The 14,896-nt window shown below is 45.2% G+C and carries 15 protein-coding genes; 9 read left to right on the top strand and 6 right to left on the bottom strand.

The genetic code is table 11. The annotated features are described in order from the left end of the window. Positions 1-18 precede the first annotated feature (18 nt). Both JNN12_10300 and JNN12_10295 read left to right on the top strand, forming a co-directional pair. Positions 19-768, top strand: coding sequence for a hypothetical protein (locus JNN12_10300; protein MBL7978720.1), 750 nt, complete (start codon positions 19-21; stop codon positions 766-768). Then, positions 755-1,909: a zinc ribbon domain-containing protein gene (locus tag JNN12_10295; protein ID MBL7978719.1), complete on the top strand. Its 1,155-nt coding sequence runs from the start codon at positions 755-757 to the stop codon at positions 1,907-1,909. The genes JNN12_10300 and JNN12_10295 overlap by 14 nt, the downstream gene beginning before the upstream one ends. 539 nt (positions 1,910-2,448) lie before the next feature. On the opposite strand, the gene JNN12_10290 is transcribed toward JNN12_10295, so the two are convergent. The 5 genes from JNN12_10290 to pruA all read right to left on the bottom strand — a co-directional run bounded on the left by JNN12_10290 (position 2,449) and on the right by pruA (position 6,261). Continuing rightward, entirely contained in the window at positions 2,449-2,808 is a 360-nt protein-coding gene (locus tag JNN12_10290; protein MBL7978718.1) for a serine hydrolase, read from the bottom strand. Continuing rightward, positions 2,757-3,092 (bottom strand): beta-lactamase family protein, encoded by a 336-nt coding sequence (locus JNN12_10285; protein MBL7978717.1) that lies wholly within the window; start codon positions 3,090-3,092, stop codon positions 2,757-2,759. The genes JNN12_10290 and JNN12_10285 overlap by 52 nt, the downstream gene beginning before the upstream one ends. A 12-nt stretch (positions 3,093-3,104) precedes the next feature. Further along, positions 3,105-3,512, bottom strand: a complete 408-nt coding sequence (locus tag JNN12_10280; protein MBL7978716.1) for a beta-lactamase family protein — start codon at positions 3,510-3,512, stop codon at positions 3,105-3,107. 96 nt (positions 3,513-3,608) lie between these two features. Continuing rightward, entirely contained in the window at positions 3,609-4,526 is a 918-nt protein-coding gene (locus JNN12_10275) for a DUF4339 domain-containing protein (protein MBL7978715.1), read from the bottom strand. A 109-nt stretch (positions 4,527-4,635) separates the two neighbouring features. Further along, positions 4,636-6,261 carry an L-glutamate gamma-semialdehyde dehydrogenase gene (pruA, locus tag JNN12_10270; GenBank protein ID MBL7978714.1) on the bottom strand — a complete coding sequence of 542 codons (1,626 nt, stop codon included), beginning with the start codon at positions 6,259-6,261 and terminating at the stop codon, positions 4,636-4,638. A gap of 108 nt (positions 6,262-6,369) precedes the next feature. Between pruA and JNN12_10265 the strand changes: the two genes are divergently transcribed. Then, positions 6,370-7,644 (top strand): ABC transporter permease, encoded by a 1,275-nt coding sequence (locus tag JNN12_10265; protein ID MBL7978713.1) that lies wholly within the window; start codon positions 6,370-6,372, stop codon positions 7,642-7,644. A gap of 27 nt (positions 7,645-7,671) precedes the next feature. Here the strand turns inward: JNN12_10265 and JNN12_10260 are convergent, their stop codons facing one another. Then, positions 7,672-8,094, bottom strand: a complete 423-nt coding sequence (locus tag JNN12_10260) for a thiol-disulfide oxidoreductase DCC family protein (protein ID MBL7978712.1) — start codon at positions 8,092-8,094, stop codon at positions 7,672-7,674. Between the two features lie 336 nt (positions 8,095-8,430). Between JNN12_10260 and JNN12_10255 the strand changes: the two genes are divergently transcribed. The 6 genes from JNN12_10255 to JNN12_10230 all read left to right on the top strand — a co-directional run bounded on the left by JNN12_10255 (position 8,431) and on the right by JNN12_10230 (position 14,872). Then, on the top strand, positions 8,431-9,198 hold the full coding sequence (locus JNN12_10255; GenBank protein MBL7978711.1) for a glycogen/starch synthase: 768 nt from the start codon (positions 8,431-8,433) through the stop codon (positions 9,196-9,198). A gap of 194 nt (positions 9,199-9,392) precedes the next feature. After that, the gene (locus JNN12_10250; protein MBL7978710.1) at positions 9,393-10,601 is read left to right on the top strand and encodes a hypothetical protein; all 1,209 of its coding nucleotides are present in this window, start codon (positions 9,393-9,395) and stop codon (positions 10,599-10,601) included. A 48-nt stretch (positions 10,602-10,649) separates the two neighbouring features. Continuing rightward, positions 10,650-11,960: a hypothetical protein gene (locus JNN12_10245; GenBank protein MBL7978709.1), complete on the top strand. Its 1,311-nt coding sequence runs from the start codon at positions 10,650-10,652 to the stop codon at positions 11,958-11,960. 179 nt (positions 11,961-12,139) lie between these two features. Then, positions 12,140-13,426, top strand: a complete 1,287-nt coding sequence (eno, locus tag JNN12_10240; protein MBL7978708.1) for a phosphopyruvate hydratase — start codon at positions 12,140-12,142, stop codon at positions 13,424-13,426. Positions 13,427-13,607: 181 nt separating this feature from the next. Continuing rightward, positions 13,608-13,868 carry a septum formation initiator family protein gene (locus JNN12_10235; protein ID MBL7978707.1) on the top strand — a complete coding sequence of 87 codons (261 nt, stop codon included), beginning with the start codon at positions 13,608-13,610 and terminating at the stop codon, positions 13,866-13,868. Between the two features lie 23 nt (positions 13,869-13,891). Further along, positions 13,892-14,872: an ROK family protein gene (locus JNN12_10230; GenBank protein MBL7978706.1), complete on the top strand. Its 981-nt coding sequence runs from the start codon at positions 13,892-13,894 to the stop codon at positions 14,870-14,872. Positions 14,873-14,896 lie beyond the last annotated feature (24 nt).

Here is a 14,896-nt window from a genome sequence, read left to right as displayed (position 1 = left end):
TATAAGGAGGATGAAAACATGAAAAATCGTAATTGGAATGTTGTAAAAGGTGCTTATTTCTTTGCGTTTCTGTTTCTACTTGGAATGATTCTACCTGCACAGTTGGATGCCGATATGATGAAATGGGGGTTTGGCGTAGCGTTTTTGTGCCTGTTTGGAATCATAATGACTTTGGTAACGGCGTATTATTATACGCGACAGGCAAGGGAATTAGATAAGTTACTGAACGATGAAGGGACTTGGGCAAAATGGGAAGTCTTGCCAGAAGAATGGGAAGCGTATTTGAACATCAGTTATAAAACACAAAAATCACGCAATATGGTAGTTTTACGGTTAATATTAGTGATTACCTTGGTGATCGTGATCTTTTTGACAATCGTTTCTTCAGATCCCTTGTTCTTGTTGATTGGGCTTGGAATTGCACTTGTTGCGATCATTCCCGCTTTTTTGGCACCCCACTGGTATCGTTATCAACAACGCCAGAACCGGATGGTGCTTTTGGGAGAAAAAGGGGCTTATGCAGGTGGACGGTTTGTCTTTTGGGACATGATGACCGTAGCACGTGGACAAGTGTTTTTAGAAACCGAAGAAAACCCCTATCTACTTGTTTTTCCATATACTTATATGAGTGGCCCAACTGTTTCGGCAGAGGATGCCTTTTTGGTTCCCGTCCCCGAAGTGAACTTGCCCGCAGCACGTCAGGTAATGAAGCGCTATAATGGACGATTTTCTGCACACCAAATAGAGGACGAAGATGACGAATCTTAACTTTTGCCCAAATTGTGGCACTAAATTGGTGTCGGGCGATGTGTTTTGCCCCTCTTGTGGGTTACGATTGGAGCTAAAGCCCGAGCCATTACAGAACCCTGCTACTTGGACTTCGGGCGATCCAACCCGCCCCGTAACCCCTATTCCTGATGTTTGGATAGGCTCTTTACCAGAAAAATCCGCTTCTCCGATTCCACCCACCCAACCCCTTCCAGAGGAGCCACTCATTGAACCAATGTCCTCTTTGGATGCCACACCTATGTTGGTGAGGAATGCAAACCCACCCAAGCCCTCTATCATTCCCAAATTTTTGATGTTGGGCATAGTGGTGGTGGTCTTTTTAGGAGGCTGGTACTGGTGGTATAACAAAACATCGGTAGAAAAACCACAACTTCCACTTAATTCGGATCAAAAACCACAACTTGCGCCCGCACCAGAGGCATCCAAAGGTTTTCAACTGGCCGATTTTGACGGGGTTTGGCGGGCTTACTGGGCCAATAGTTCGCAACAGCAGGACATTCGCATCGGAAATCCAGACGACGATCTGTTTATTGAGGTGCGCGGTTCAGAACTTAAGATATATCCACGATCCAATACATCCGGAGGCGCAGACCTCGAAACGACTTGTTCTTCTCTCGTTGGCCATGAAATAACGTGTGAGACATGGGAAAAAACGTCTCCAGACACCAAATACCGCCTGAAGTTGGTGCTGAGTGATGACAAAACCGATCTACAAATTACCGAACTCCCAGATATGCCCACCGAACCTGTTATCCTGAAATGTAAACGTGTATCTGTAGCAGATGGTCCGCCCGACGAACGTTTGGTAGATCCATCGGCGTATGAAGTGCCCGATGCCCCCGTTCCGATAGACCAGTCCTACTTCCCGCCTGTTCGTAACCCTCTGTCCGAAAAACAAGCCATAGACCGTGTTCGCCTAATTCCAGAAGTTAAAGAATGGTTAGGTTTATTACAATCTAAGGGTGCAAAAGCATTTATTGAGGTCAATCATATGGACAAGGGGAAGTATATTATCCGGTGTTACGAGGTGATCACCAACGAAAATATCGGACATACTGCAACGCAGGGATGGTATAGCGTAGATAAAACAACAGGTTTTGTAGATTTTTATCTGCCATAAATAGCTATATGTTGGTCAAATTAATTAAGTCTTAAGATGATTTGCAACCTTGAAAAATAAATTAAAATAACATATTGTCCTATTTATCTAAACCTTAATAAGTGTGAAATTGATTAAAATTCACAAAGACGTGGTTTTGAAAAATTTTCCCTGATCATGTTTTTTAAAGAATTAGATTTTTTGATGTTTAGCTCTTTAATAAATTATCTTTTTTGACTTTTTATCCGAAATAAAAGTGGCTAACATATAGGAAAAGGCTATCTTGAGTAGTCAGGTAGGAATGAGGGAGACAAACGAAAGTGAACCTGTGCTGTGAGATAGTGGCTACAATTTGTCGAAAGTTCGTATTCTTTGCTACGAGTGAAAAGCTGTAACGGGCACTTGATTATTGGTTACAGGACAAACGCAGTGGAGCAGGTGTGAACCTAATTCAGGCTTTTATATCGTGATGGTAGTGAATAAATTAAAATGGGAAATCCACTCAACTATTGTCAATATAATATCGGTGTCCTTTGATTATTTTATGAGATTACTGTTCATTACAATTTGTCTAATTTTTTTTGAAAATGATATACGATATTGGTATCTCGTTCATAAATATTTTCCAAAATAATTACACATAATTTCTTAGTTGGTACATAAAATTTAAGACTTACAAATCCTATTCCTCTTCCTGCATGGCCAATATATTTAAGCGGTTGGGCTTCATTAATATTAATTCCATAGCCATAATTTGATTTTTCTTCACTAAAAGTAAAATCGGAATCTATAATGTTTGAATTTGTCATTGCTTCATAGGATTTCGGTTGTAAGATTTTTCCATTGTGAAGTTTTGAATCCCAAGTATTTAAATCAAGTGCATTAGAGATAATACCTCCGGAAGGAATGAAATTTGCCAACTTTTATCCGTAAAATTCATACTTTTAAAGTTGACCAATTCAATGGAATTTTTTGTCACCCAATATCCATTAACAAGACCAATATTCGGTTTATTCATTTCATAGCAATATGTATTATTCATTCCAAGCTCTTTAAAAAGGTTATTGGCAACCTCTACAAATGTTTTACCCGTGACTTTTTCAATCACGTTCCCTAATAACCCATAAGCTGGGTTACTATAGTGGAAGCCCGTTCCCGGTTTAAAAGCCAATGGTTTGTCGAGGCTTACGATACCAGCAGACATATTTAGTAACTGTCATACGGTTACCGTATCCGCCCATGTTTGGTTTAAGTTTGGTAAATAGGCCCCAATTGGCTTTTCCAAACTTAGGTTTCCTTTTTCAGCTTCTTTTAGGACTAAAACAGCTGTTATTTGCTTGCTATTCGATTGAATCCTAAAGTTATCTTTTAATGTCAGAGGTGTTTTTTTATCAAAGTCTGAATAGCCGATGGCTTTTACATATTTTATCTTACCTTTTTGGGTTATCAAAACAATACCATTAAAATTTCTTGGATTTTTTGTTTCTATTAAACTATCAATCTTGGCTGAATAGTCATCCCTTGGGTCTTTATTGGTCTTGCTATTTATATTAATGATATAGTGGTTATATCCTGTCATTAATAGAGTGATGGTCAAGGCTATGAAAATGAATTTATCATTCATAAAAATTGGATTTAATATTTTGTGTTAATAGCTTATATTATTATTCTTTTTTGAATCATAAATAATGTTCAAGTTCTTAAAAAGATGCCTTTTATTTCATCGAATAAAAGTATGTCTAACCCGTTTAGAACGACTTATATAAATAACCAAATACATTAAAATAAGCAAAAGAGCCAAGGAAGCCGTTAAGATGAACAACGAGGAATCGTAAACTTGGCCCCAAAGGGTAAGGGTAGAAGGCATCCATTGATTAACCGTTGGTACTTGTCCTTTTAATACATTGGAGAGACCTAATTTCTCGGCAACCATAAAACCAAAAACAAGGCTACCAAACAGCGCCAATACACCGATGGTGGCCCTGAACATAGAGGGAAAGACTTGTTTTTTTCGGAAAAGATACACGTTAAGCATAATCGTCCAGAAAACCGCTGCAAAACTACCAAACGAGGCAAATAGTGCCAGTAGGCGGACATTTTGGGTGTCTGGGGCTTCACTTAAGGCAGTAGAAGACAGGGTTGCCAAAAATGCGCCAAGAAAAGTTGTGAATGCATAAACCGCAATACCCAGAAAAACCAATGAGACCAAGGCTACAGGGATAAAAAAGCCACCCAGTCCTGTCCGAACTGGTTTTAAGGTGGGTTCTTCTTTTTTTTGATGGGGCAAGCGGGTGGGTTGTTCCGTTTGGGATTCTGGCTTGCGGGTTTCGGCAGTTGTTTGTAAGGGAGGTTGTGCAAGGGCGCGGGTCTGGTTTGGGTTAGAGGCTTGGTCCATGTCAGTGGCGCCAACGGTTTCCAAAAGCAATCCACTTCGGCCCCCTAAATTTTCGAGTGCCGACTGCGAAAGCAAGGAGTCTGGCAAGGGTTCCCAGTTTTTCATACCATCCGCCCAGAAGAGATCTGATGGTGTTGGCGGGCGCTTAGACATAAACTGGCGGGCTTGTGCATACGTCATGGGGCCGTATTGCTGGCCGCCATGGTAGATGAAAATGTTTTCCTGTTTGGTAAGGTCTATCATGGTTTTGCGGATATGCGGGATGTAAGATGGCGAAAGATAGGGGCTTCCGTTGTGAATTTAAAGAGGCTGTTGCAAAAAGAGCCCCTGTACTTAGCACAGGGGCGAAATTTTAGCCCAAAAATGGGTATCGGTAGTTATGGGGCGGGGCAAAGGTCTCTTTGATGGTTCTTGGAGACGTCCAACGGATGAGGTTAAGGTACGATCCTGCTTTGTCGTTGGTGCCCGAAGCACGTGCACCGCCAAAGGGTTGCTGGCCCACCACTGCTCCTGTTGGTTTATCATTGAGGTAGAAGTTGCCAGCGGCATCGGTCAGAACATCGGTCATATGTGTCAGCGCAGCGCGATCTTGTGCAAAAATAGCGCCTGTTAGGGCATAAGGTGATGTCTGATCCAGAAGTGTTAAGGTTTCTTCAAACTTAGCATCTTCATATACAAATATGGTGAGAACTGGTCCGAAGATTTCTTCACACATGGTTTTGTACTTGGGATTATCGGTGAGCAATACCGTTGGGGCAATAAAATAGCCTATTTGGTCGGAATAAGTCCCTCCTGCAATGATCGAAACGCCGGGGGTATTACGTGCCTCTTCGATATATGCAGTAATTTTCTGGAACGATTTATGGTCAATGACCGCATTCACAAAGTTGCTTGGATCCTCGATGGAGCCTATTTGGATTTCTTCGAGTTGGGCGAGTAATTCTTCCTTGACTGCTGGCCAGAGGCTTTGTGGAATGTATGCACGAGATGCCGCCGAGCATTTTTGTCCCTGATACTCGAATGCACCACGAGTTAGGGCCGTTGCAACTGCTCTTGTATCTGCTGAAGGGTGTGCCATTACAAAATCCTTGCCCCCCGTCTCTCCGACAATCCTTGGGTAACTGCGATAGTGGGCAATGTTTTGGCCAATGGTACGCCACATGTATTGAAACGTCCCGGTAGATCCTGTGAAGTGTAAACCGGATAAGTGGGGTGAAGCAAAAACCGGATCGCCTACGGTGGGACCATGACCGGGTAAAAAGTTCATCACACCTGGTGGAACGCCTGCTTCCTCAAACAATTTGTAGATGTAATAAGAAGAAAGCACGGCTGTAGTTGAAGGCTTCCAAAGGACGGTATTGCCCATCATGGCAGGAGAGGCCGTGAGGTTGCCACTAATAGCGGTGAAATTAAAGGGGGCAACGGCAAAAACAAATCCTTCTAAGGCACGATATTGCAGACGGTTCCACACACCCGGCGAAGAAATGGGTTGTTGCGCGTATATGAATTCCATATACGAAGCATTAAACCTTAAAAAATCAATGAGTTCGCAGGCAGCGTCAATTTCGGCTTGATATACGTTCTTGCTCTGTCCGAGCATAGTGGCTGCATTGAGGGTGTCGCGCCACGGCCCGGCGAGTAGGTCGGCTGCTTTTAGGAAAATGGCTGCCCGATCCAGCCAGTTCATGCGCATCCAGTCATGACGGGCTTCTATAGCATTGGAAATGGCTCGTGCCACCACTTCGGGCGTGCTGTTGTGTAAAATACCCAAGGCATGGGCGTGTTCATGGGGCGGATGAATCGTTTCAGTGAGACCTGTTAAGATCATTTTTCCGTCCACAATTGGCCCAATTTCATGTGCCGTGGCCTTCATTTCCTGTACTTTTTTCAGGAGCGCGGTACGTTCCGGAGAGCCTGGCGCATAAGCACGAACGGGCTCATTGGAGGGATGCGGAATCTGGGTAAGCGAGTTGTTCATAAAAATTGATGTAAAGGTAAAGGGTTTAGGCATTCCGAGCTTAATTTAAGTTTTTAAACGAATAACATGGGTACTCTTCCCGACTTTATTTAAACTTCACCCCTCTGCATGTTTAAAGGATTTATCCCATTTGTGGCGATGCGCTACCTACGAAGCGCAGAAGACCCAGCGAAAGGTCGGCGTTTCTTAAGATTTATTACGTACTTATCGGTGGGTGGGGTTGCCGTTGGGGTGGCTGCTTTATTACTGACCCTGTCTATTGTCCGTGGTTTCAGCAAAGAAATCGAGCGGAAAATTGTGGCATTCGAGTCACATGTACAAATTACTTCTTGGCGGAATACACCGATTTCTCGGTTAGATATATTGCGAATTGGCTTGGATAATATGCCGGAAGTGAAATTTGTGGAGCCGATTATCTCGGATTATATCTTGCTTAAAGCCCCTGGTGATGCGAATATTGAAGGTCTGTTGGTGCGTGGCGTAGAAAGACCGCCGCCAGACTTATCCGGAACCATTCGGGAAGGCCGTTTTGCATTTGAGCCAAACGAAGAAGGGCTACCGGGATTGGTTATTGGTCGCGGATTGGCACAGATGATGAAATTGAAATTGCATGATCGGGTAACGGTTTTCTCTAAACCCGAAGAGTCAGATTCCTTATCCACCGAAGATGCCCTCAATATTCCGATTAAAACGTTCAGAATTTCCGGCATTTTTGATTCGGGGATGCGGGAATTTGAGCAAGCATTTGCTTTTATGGACATCCACCAGGCCCGTGAAATGCTGGGATATCGTCCATTTGAGGCATCACGGGTGGATGTGAGGGTAGAAAGTTTGGAAATGGCCCATGCAATCGCCCAAAAAGTTGACCGTGAATTGGGTTTGGCGAGCCGCTTCCAGTTACCCATTCAGGTGCAAACGGTATTTGAAGCGCAAGAAGGCTTATTTGCTTGGACTCGGCTTCAGGAGCAAATCATTCCATTGCTGATTGGGGTCATTGTTTTGGTGGCAGCGTTCAACCTGATTTCGATGCTGTTGATGTTGATTCTCGAAAAGACCAATGAAATCGGGATGTTGCAAAGCCTTGGAGCTTCGGGAAAGCATATTCGCCGCTTATTTTTAACGCTGGGTGTGATGATTGGCATGGTGGGTTCGGGCCTAGGCATGGCATTGGCTTGGGGGCTGGCCATGTTGCAACTACGTTTTCACCTCATCCCGCTTCCGGTGGAGTCCTATTTTATGGATACTGCACCCATTGAACTGAGTGGTGTAGATTTTGTTATAGTCCCCCTTTTCGCATTGCTCTTATGTGTGGTGGCTTCGTACTTTCCAGCACGTTTTGCCTCCAAAATAGATCCCATTCAAACCATCCGGTTTAATGGATAATAAACTGTCTGCATAATTATCAAGGACTTATCCTAAAAAACGTGCCCGTAGTTCAGGAGTAGGGATACGGCAATGTTCGCGCTTGCCAAACCATTTATAGCGATTCCGGGCGATAAAACGATATATCCCATCCCGGATAAAACGTGGCAATACGATAAGACCAAAAAGCATTGGCCAAGCACCATCCAAATACTTGGCAATGGTTAGCGCAGCGTCGGAATGGGTAAAGGCCCGCCCCTCCATAATCAGGATGACCGAATCAACTTCCTCGGAGGCAAGATCAAAAGATTTACGGAGCGAGAAACCAAGATCGGATTGCAAAGAGGCAAACCGGAACAAGCCTTTCCGGTCTCGGTCAATAATAAATTGAATGGAAGCGTTGCACAAATTACAAACGCCGTCAAAAAGAATAAGCGGAGCATCTGGTAATGACATAGCAGGACGTTTCATAAGCAACAGGGATCAGAAAAGTTCTAAGAAGTATATGGACTTACGGCCCGAAAACCAAAAAGGTCGTGAGGATTGTGTAAAACTTTTTTTTGATTTGCGTTCTTAGGTGCAAAACAAATGACGGGGAAGTACTTCACTTGAACAAAGTACATATTTTTCTTATATTCTTATCTTATAAAAAAACCTACCATTCAGCATGTTGGCCACGCAAGTACTCCGCCATTACGTACTGCCCAAAAACCTCACAACCCCGGCTTGCCGTTTGTTGACCACTTTCGGACGTGTTTTTCACCCAGCGCGTCATATTTGTTCAATCCAAAAAGGATTTAGACCTACATGAAGATACTCTTTGTCTCCGGCGAGGTAAAGCCTTTTGTTCAGCATACCGTTAATGCAGAACTTCTCCGGCAGTTGCCCGAATACCTCAACGATCTGGGTAACTATGAAATCCGAATCATGATGCCCCGCTATGGCACAATAAGTGAGCGAAAGAATCGTTTACACGAGGTGATCCGTCTTTCGGGTACAAGCATACAGATTGGAAACCGTTCCGAAAGTTTTGCAGTGAAGGTTGCGTCCATTCCTGGAATTCGGCTTCAGGTGTATTTTATGGACAATAATTTCTACTTCAAGCGCAAGGGGATATTTGCGGATAAAGAGGGGAAAATTTTCACGGATAACGAAGAACGAGCGCTCTATTTTGCACATGCGGCACTGGCAACAACCAAAAACTTGGGCTGGAAGCCAGACATTATCCATACCAATGGTTGGATGAGCGCTATGGTTCCTTATTTGGTGCGGACCAAGCTCGCGGATTCCTCGCTCTTTGAACAATCCCGAATTGTACATACGCCGGATGAAATGGGGGTGGATGTGAAGTTCTCGGCTGCTAAGGTGAAGCAATACCAATTGGGTGATGAACGTCTGGCAGATTTGAACCTGAATAAAGTCGCTTCTTTATATAGTGATGCCCTAGCTTTCTATACACAAAGCGAAGCAGAACGTCCGGAAGGGGCTTTGCAGTTGGCGGCATCCAAAGATGAGTTGTTGGAAGTTGCGGTAGCACTTTATCAACAATTAGTCGGGACGGGTGCTCTTGTCTGACGAAATTTCAGGTAGTTTTCATCTGAAGCCCCAACGACTCGGTCGGATGGGGTTTTCTGTTGCAGGACTTGGCAATGGTGTTTTTTGGGAGCATAGAACTGGGTTGATGGCCTACTTTTTGGGTATTTACTTGGTACTTGCATTTTCTTTCTCTTTGAAATCAGTCTTTTATGCTTAAGATAAATCCTCTGAATATGCTGAAATGTTCTTTGCAAGATGGGCGGTGCGACCGCTTCTTCTCCCCTTGTAGGGTGCTGTTTTTTTTAATGTTGCTGTTCTTCTGGCTTGGTGGATGCGACTCACCAGGTGATGTTGGGCTAACCACCATTGATGACATTGCCAATGCACCCAATCGGGTGGAAGCTGGCCTACAAATGACTGCCGAAGCGCGCTTGTATCGGGATGTGACCGGAGCGGCGTTACCCACACTTGCCGGAAAAGTAAACGAAATTGGCCCCCTTTCTGGTATGCAAATGGAGGCTTATGGGTATTTAGATTTTTTGGAAAATACCGATCGGTCAACAAAATTTAAAGAAGGGACGGTCTCGGATGTGACCATTGTCCTAAAAAATGCTTATATCTATGGCGACGTGGAGACGCCAGTACGCTTTACGGTGAATGCCATGAATGCCGAATGGAGTCCTACAAATGCAAAATATGATTCGCTATTGGTGGCTGGTGCTGCGGTAACCACAAGTGGCGACCTGAAAGCAAGTGATAAGACATGGGAGATTGCCCTTCCCGCTGCCTGGCGACAAACATACGACCAATTGCTTCGCGGGGCGGTTTCGGATAATACATTTGACAAAGCCTTTAATGGTTTTCAGTTTCAGTTGGCCTCAGGAAATGCCATTTTTGGCTTTACGCCCGCCGATTCATACTTACGGGTGGTTGCTGGGGGGGATACCCTCCGCTTTTCGTCCACCAGTTCTAAGTCGCATACCTTTCTTAAACGCACTGGGAAGCCTTTAGAGGTTGCTGGGCGTAACGTATTGCAAGACAATACTGGCGATGCCATCAAACTGTCGTTAGACCTGAATAGGTTTCAAAAACTTCCGTTAAACGCGGCCCTGATCCGGGTTCCGGCAGATACCCTCAGTTTGTACGCAAGTGGGGCGTTCGTCCGCCCAATCATCCGGCAACTGGGCATTTATCGGGTAAGCGAAACCGAGACCTTGGCCCAATTGGCGAGTGCTAAGTTTAAAGACGGTTATTTTTCGTTCTCGGATCCACGATTGACCAATGAATTGCAACGGATGGTCATCGGAAAGTCCACCGCAAAACGTTTGATCGTTATTCCAGAAGTGGGGGCCAGTTCTATAAATCCCGTTTTTTGGTTTACCGAAACCCAGGCGGCCCTAAAGCCACAATTGTTTGTCACCTATTTGCCTTCTAATGGCTAAGTCTTTATTAACGATTGCGTTAGAGGAAGTGTCTAAATGAAAAATCAGATGTATAAAATGCTTTTTGTGATGGGACTTTTGTGTATGAGTTCCTCTTTGTATGCCCAAATTGTGAGTGACGGTTCCATATATAGCCGTTATGGATTGGGAGAGCGCCACCATTTTAGTAATTCCCGATCGGCAGCAATGGGAGGTGCGGGGATGGGATACAGCGATGCCATTTATGTCTCGGCTACGAATCCGGCAACGCTTGGCTATCAGGTGCTTACCCGTTTTGCCGGTGGCTATCGTTATCAGGCGAATCGGATTTCCGACAAAGCGGGAAATAACTCGAAACTTGGTGTAGGCGGAATAGACCATTTTCAGTTTTCGTTTCCCATCATTGACCGGAAGTTGGGTCTTGGGATTTCATTTATGCCGTATTCCAGAACTGGTTACCGCGTGCAATCCACTGGTGAATTGCCCAAAGGGGATGGTTATGCCGATATAACCCAATATATAACCAGTTATGAAGGCCGTGGAAACCTACAACAGTTTGAAGTGGGTTTAGGGGGGAAGTTGGGTAAGTTGATTTCTGTGGGCGGTGGTGTCCGCTTCTACACGGGACAGATAGATCACATTCAACGGACTTCTTTTAGTGATATAGAAAACTTCACAGAGCGCTTATCCACCTCCAATACCCGTCTTTATGGCATTGGCGGCAATTTGGGCGTGCATTTGGAAAAGACCAAGTTAGGGAAAAAGAAAAACCAAGAAATTGGCTTTGGCGCTACCATCGGCTTACCCGCCACACTCAATACCCGTAGGACCCGGATTCTGGGCGAAAACGAAATTGTGGATACCTTAAGTGTTTCACAGCAATTTGATACCAAACTGCCACTCACCACCACGGTTGGGCTGGCCTATCGCCCCAGTGAAAATATTTTGTTGGTTGCGGACTTGCTATCCGAACAGTGGTCAAAATTTTCGAGTGGTCTTCCATTTGGAGGATATAATCCTGCAATGGCGACAGATAAACAACTTCAAGACCGTACCCGTATTGCAATTGGCGCCGAATACATCCCTGCTGGGCGAAATTTCAGGGATAACTATTTAATGCGTGCTGCCTATCGTCTCGGTTTTTACACCGAGAGTGGTTACTTTAAACCTGCTGCCAATCAGGATTATTTCTTACGAACGAATGCCTTGACTGCTGGCATCAGTTTACCAACCCGAAAAATTGGTACAACCTTGGATGTGAACATGGAGTTGGGCGCACGTGGAACGACCGATTTCGGGTTGGTACGCGACCTCTACTTTAAGATGGGTCTCTATCTGAACTTTGGTGAAAAGTGGTTCCAACGTTTTAAAATTCAATAACTGTCTTTTGGAATCGCTTCCGGTTTTCGTCTTTTCTGAAAGTTCAACGAAACATAGGCCGAGGATCACCAAAAGCGTTCCCGGCCTTTTTTATTTTGGAGCAAACTCAATCTGGCAGAATTTCCGACTGGTTGGTTGTAAGCAGAACGGATATGCCGCAACACCTTAATCAGAATCTTATGTCTTACATTTCCGACATTATCGCCCGACAGATTTTAGACAGCCGGGGGAATCCTACCGTAGAGGTGGATGTGGTAACGGAATCCGGCGTTTTAGGACGTGCTGCCGTACCAAGTGGGGCTTCTACCGGAGAATACGAAGCGGTGGAACTTCGAGATGAGGACGCCAGCCAGTATCTCGGCAAAGGGGTCTTAAAGGCCGTTCAAAACGTAAATGAAATCATCGCCGACGAACTGATCGGGATGGATGTGGATGACCAAGTGGCGATAGACCAATTGCTGATCCAGTTAGACGGAACCCCAAATAAGGCCAAATTAGGGGCCAATGCCATGCTGGGTGTTTCGATGGCGGTGGCCCGTGCAGCAGCCAGTACGCTTGGGCTTCCTCTGTATCGCTATTTGGGTGGAGCCAATGCCCGGATGTTGCCCGTACCGATGATGAACATTCTGAATGGTGGGGTTCATGCCGACAATAATGTGGATATGCAGGAATTTATGGTGATGCCCGTAGGAGCCGCTTCTTTTTCGGAAGGGCTGCGTATGGGCATTGAGACCTTTCATACCCTGAAAAAAGTGTTGAAGAAAAAAGGCTATAATACGGCTGTCGGTGATGAAGGAGGCTTTGCCCCAAACCTACGCTCTAACGAAGAAGCTGTAGAAGTAATTTTGGAAGCCATCGAAAAAGCAGGCTTTACTGCCGGAAAAGATATTTTCATTGCCCTTGATCCAGCATGGAGCGAAGCCTATCAGGATGGGAGTTATGTGTTCTACAAAAGTAATCCGGATCGGAAACTTTCGTCGGATGAAATGGTAGCTTACTGGACCGACTGGGTCGAGAAATATCCAATTATCTCTATCGAAGATGGTTTAGACCAAAACGATTGGGAAGGCTGGCAAAAGTTGACCAAAGCAGTAGGACATAAGTGCCAGTTGGTAGGGGACGATCTCTTTGTAACCAATTCTGCCCGTCTGCAAATGGGCATTGAAAATGGTAGTGGGAATGCAATTCTGGTGAAACTGAACCAAATTGGAACATTGACCGAAACGCTTGAAGCCATCGAGTTGGCACACAAAAATAAATATACCAGCATCATCAGCCACCGTTCCGGCGAAACAGAAGACAACTTCATTGCCGATCTAGCGGTTGCCACAAATGCCGGACAAATCAAGACGGGTTCGGGTTGTCGAAGCGATCGGCTTGCTAAATACAATCAATTACTTCGGATTGAAGAGAAGCTCGGTAATGCCGCGCTCTATCCGGGTATGAAGGCTTTCCGATTTGCCTAAAACCATTGGTTGGGGCGGAGTAATCGCCTAAACCTTTTACTCCGTCCCGCCATCTTTTGACAGGGTTGCGATGTGTGGCGTTGTGATGTTATCTTATGCCTAACCATCATCAATCTTTTGCTTCCGTCAAATGAACCACTTTTTCTCCAATCTGCTCAGACCTCGGTATCTTTTGGCCGGTATGATCCTTCTTTTTGGTTTGATCTGGGTGGTGTTTTTTGATAGCTACAGTTTTACGAATCGGATGAATTGGGAAGCAGAAAAAGAAACCTTACTTTTGGAAAATAAAGCCCTAAAGCAGGAACTTCAGGCCCTTGAGAGCCAGATTCTGCATGTGGATTCATCCGAAGTGATCGAACAATCTGCCCGAAAACGGTTCGGGATGCGGCGTCCGGGCGAGATTGTTTACCAAATACGCCGTGATACCACACATAAGCCCTAAGTCAATTCTAAATTGCTACCTTCATGAAACATTATGTTGTCGGTGTTGATCTGGGAGGAACCAACATCAAATTTGGCTTGGTGGCCGCTGGAGAAGGCATCATCTATCAAACGTCGCTTCCTACAGGGGCCGAAGAAGGTCCACAATATGTGGTGGCACAGATATGCAAAGGCATTCAGTTGCTGTTAGACGCCGTTCCGGAAGAGTCACAAATCGAAGCCGTTGGTATTGGTGCACCTGGCGCCGTCAGTTGGGACCGAACCACCGTAAGTGCCCCGCCAAATTTTCCTGGTTGGGATAACCTGAACCTTGCCGAGGCCATTCGTGGGGGAGTGGAGATGGACTTGCCCGTAGTGGTGGAAAATGACGCCAATGCGGCCGGATTGGGTTCTGCATTTTATGGCGCAGGCCGTCCATTTGATTCCTTCATCATGGTGACATTGGGTACAGGTGTGGGCGGAGCCATTATTTATCAAAACGAGATATTTCGTGGTGCCACTGGCGGTGCGGGTGAACTTGGCCATATTTCGGTGGACTATGAAGGCCCTTTGGACCGTGCAGGTGTGGCGGGGGCTGCGGAGGCATATCTGGGGCAGCGCTTTCTTTCCCGACATGCCCGTTACCAACTCCTTAATCGGAAAGATTCGGTAATTCACGAGATGGCAGACGAAGATCTGATGAACATAACGCCTAAAATGCTACACGAGGCTGCCCTTGCAGGAGATGCTGGCGCACAAGAAGTTTTGGCTTGGGCGGGCCATAAATTAGGAGTCATGCTGGGTTCAGCGATTAACCTACTCGATATCCGCAAGGTTATTGTAGGAGGTGGCGTATCTGCTGCGGGCGATTATATTTTGGGGCCTGCACGGGAGACAATGTTACGCTTTGTAATGCCTGGCTTGCGTGATGGGGTTGAAATTATCTTAGAAACATTAGGCAATGAAGCAGGCTTGCTCGGTGCTGCCCATCTGGCATTTCAGGCAACAATACCGTCCCGAAAATAGCTTTCTTGATTAACGGAAGACATT

The sequence above is a fragment of the Bacteroidetes Order II. bacterium genome, assembly GCA_016788705.1.
Classification (GTDB): domain Bacteria; phylum Bacteroidota; class Rhodothermia; order Rhodothermales; family UBA2364; genus UBA2364.
Note: the sequence above shows the minus strand (reverse complement) of the source record. Positions and strands in the feature narration are given on the sequence as shown.

What these genes read in the sequence shown, in the direction of transcription:
- JNN12_10280 (MBL7978716.1), bottom strand. Translation starts at nt 3,512, where the DNA reads ATGAATGATAAATTCATTTTCATAGCCTTGACCATCACTCTATTAATG.
- JNN12_10265 (MBL7978713.1), top strand. Translation starts at nt 6,370, where the DNA reads ATGTTTAAAGGATTTATCCCATTTGTGGCGATGCGCTACCTACGAAGC.
- JNN12_10300 (MBL7978720.1), top strand. Translation starts at nt 19, where the DNA reads ATGAAAAATCGTAATTGGAATGTTGTAAAAGGTGCTTATTTCTTTGCG.
- JNN12_10255 (MBL7978711.1), top strand. Translation starts at nt 8,431, where the DNA reads ATGAAGATACTCTTTGTCTCCGGCGAGGTAAAGCCTTTTGTTCAGCAT.
- JNN12_10275 (MBL7978715.1), bottom strand. Translation starts at nt 4,526, where the DNA reads ATGATAGACCTTACCAAACAGGAAAACATTTTCATCTACCATGGCGGC.
- JNN12_10235 (MBL7978707.1), top strand. Translation starts at nt 13,608, where the DNA reads ATGATCCTTCTTTTTGGTTTGATCTGGGTGGTGTTTTTTGATAGCTAC.
- JNN12_10295 (MBL7978719.1), top strand. Translation starts at nt 755, where the DNA reads ATGACGAATCTTAACTTTTGCCCAAATTGTGGCACTAAATTGGTGTCG.
- JNN12_10260 (MBL7978712.1), bottom strand. Translation starts at nt 8,094, where the DNA reads ATGAAACGTCCTGCTATGTCATTACCAGATGCTCCGCTTATTCTTTTT.
- JNN12_10285 (MBL7978717.1), bottom strand. Translation starts at nt 3,092, where the DNA reads ATGTCTGCTGGTATCGTAAGCCTCGACAAACCATTGGCTTTTAAACCG.
- JNN12_10250 (MBL7978710.1), top strand. Translation starts at nt 9,393, where the DNA reads ATGCTGAAATGTTCTTTGCAAGATGGGCGGTGCGACCGCTTCTTCTCC.
- JNN12_10245 (MBL7978709.1), top strand. Translation starts at nt 10,650, where the DNA reads ATGTATAAAATGCTTTTTGTGATGGGACTTTTGTGTATGAGTTCCTCT.
- JNN12_10230 (MBL7978706.1), top strand. Translation starts at nt 13,892, where the DNA reads ATGAAACATTATGTTGTCGGTGTTGATCTGGGAGGAACCAACATCAAA.
- eno (MBL7978708.1), top strand. Translation starts at nt 12,140, where the DNA reads ATGTCTTACATTTCCGACATTATCGCCCGACAGATTTTAGACAGCCGG.
- pruA (MBL7978714.1), bottom strand. Translation starts at nt 6,261, where the DNA reads ATGAACAACTCGCTTACCCAGATTCCGCATCCCTCCAATGAGCCCGTT.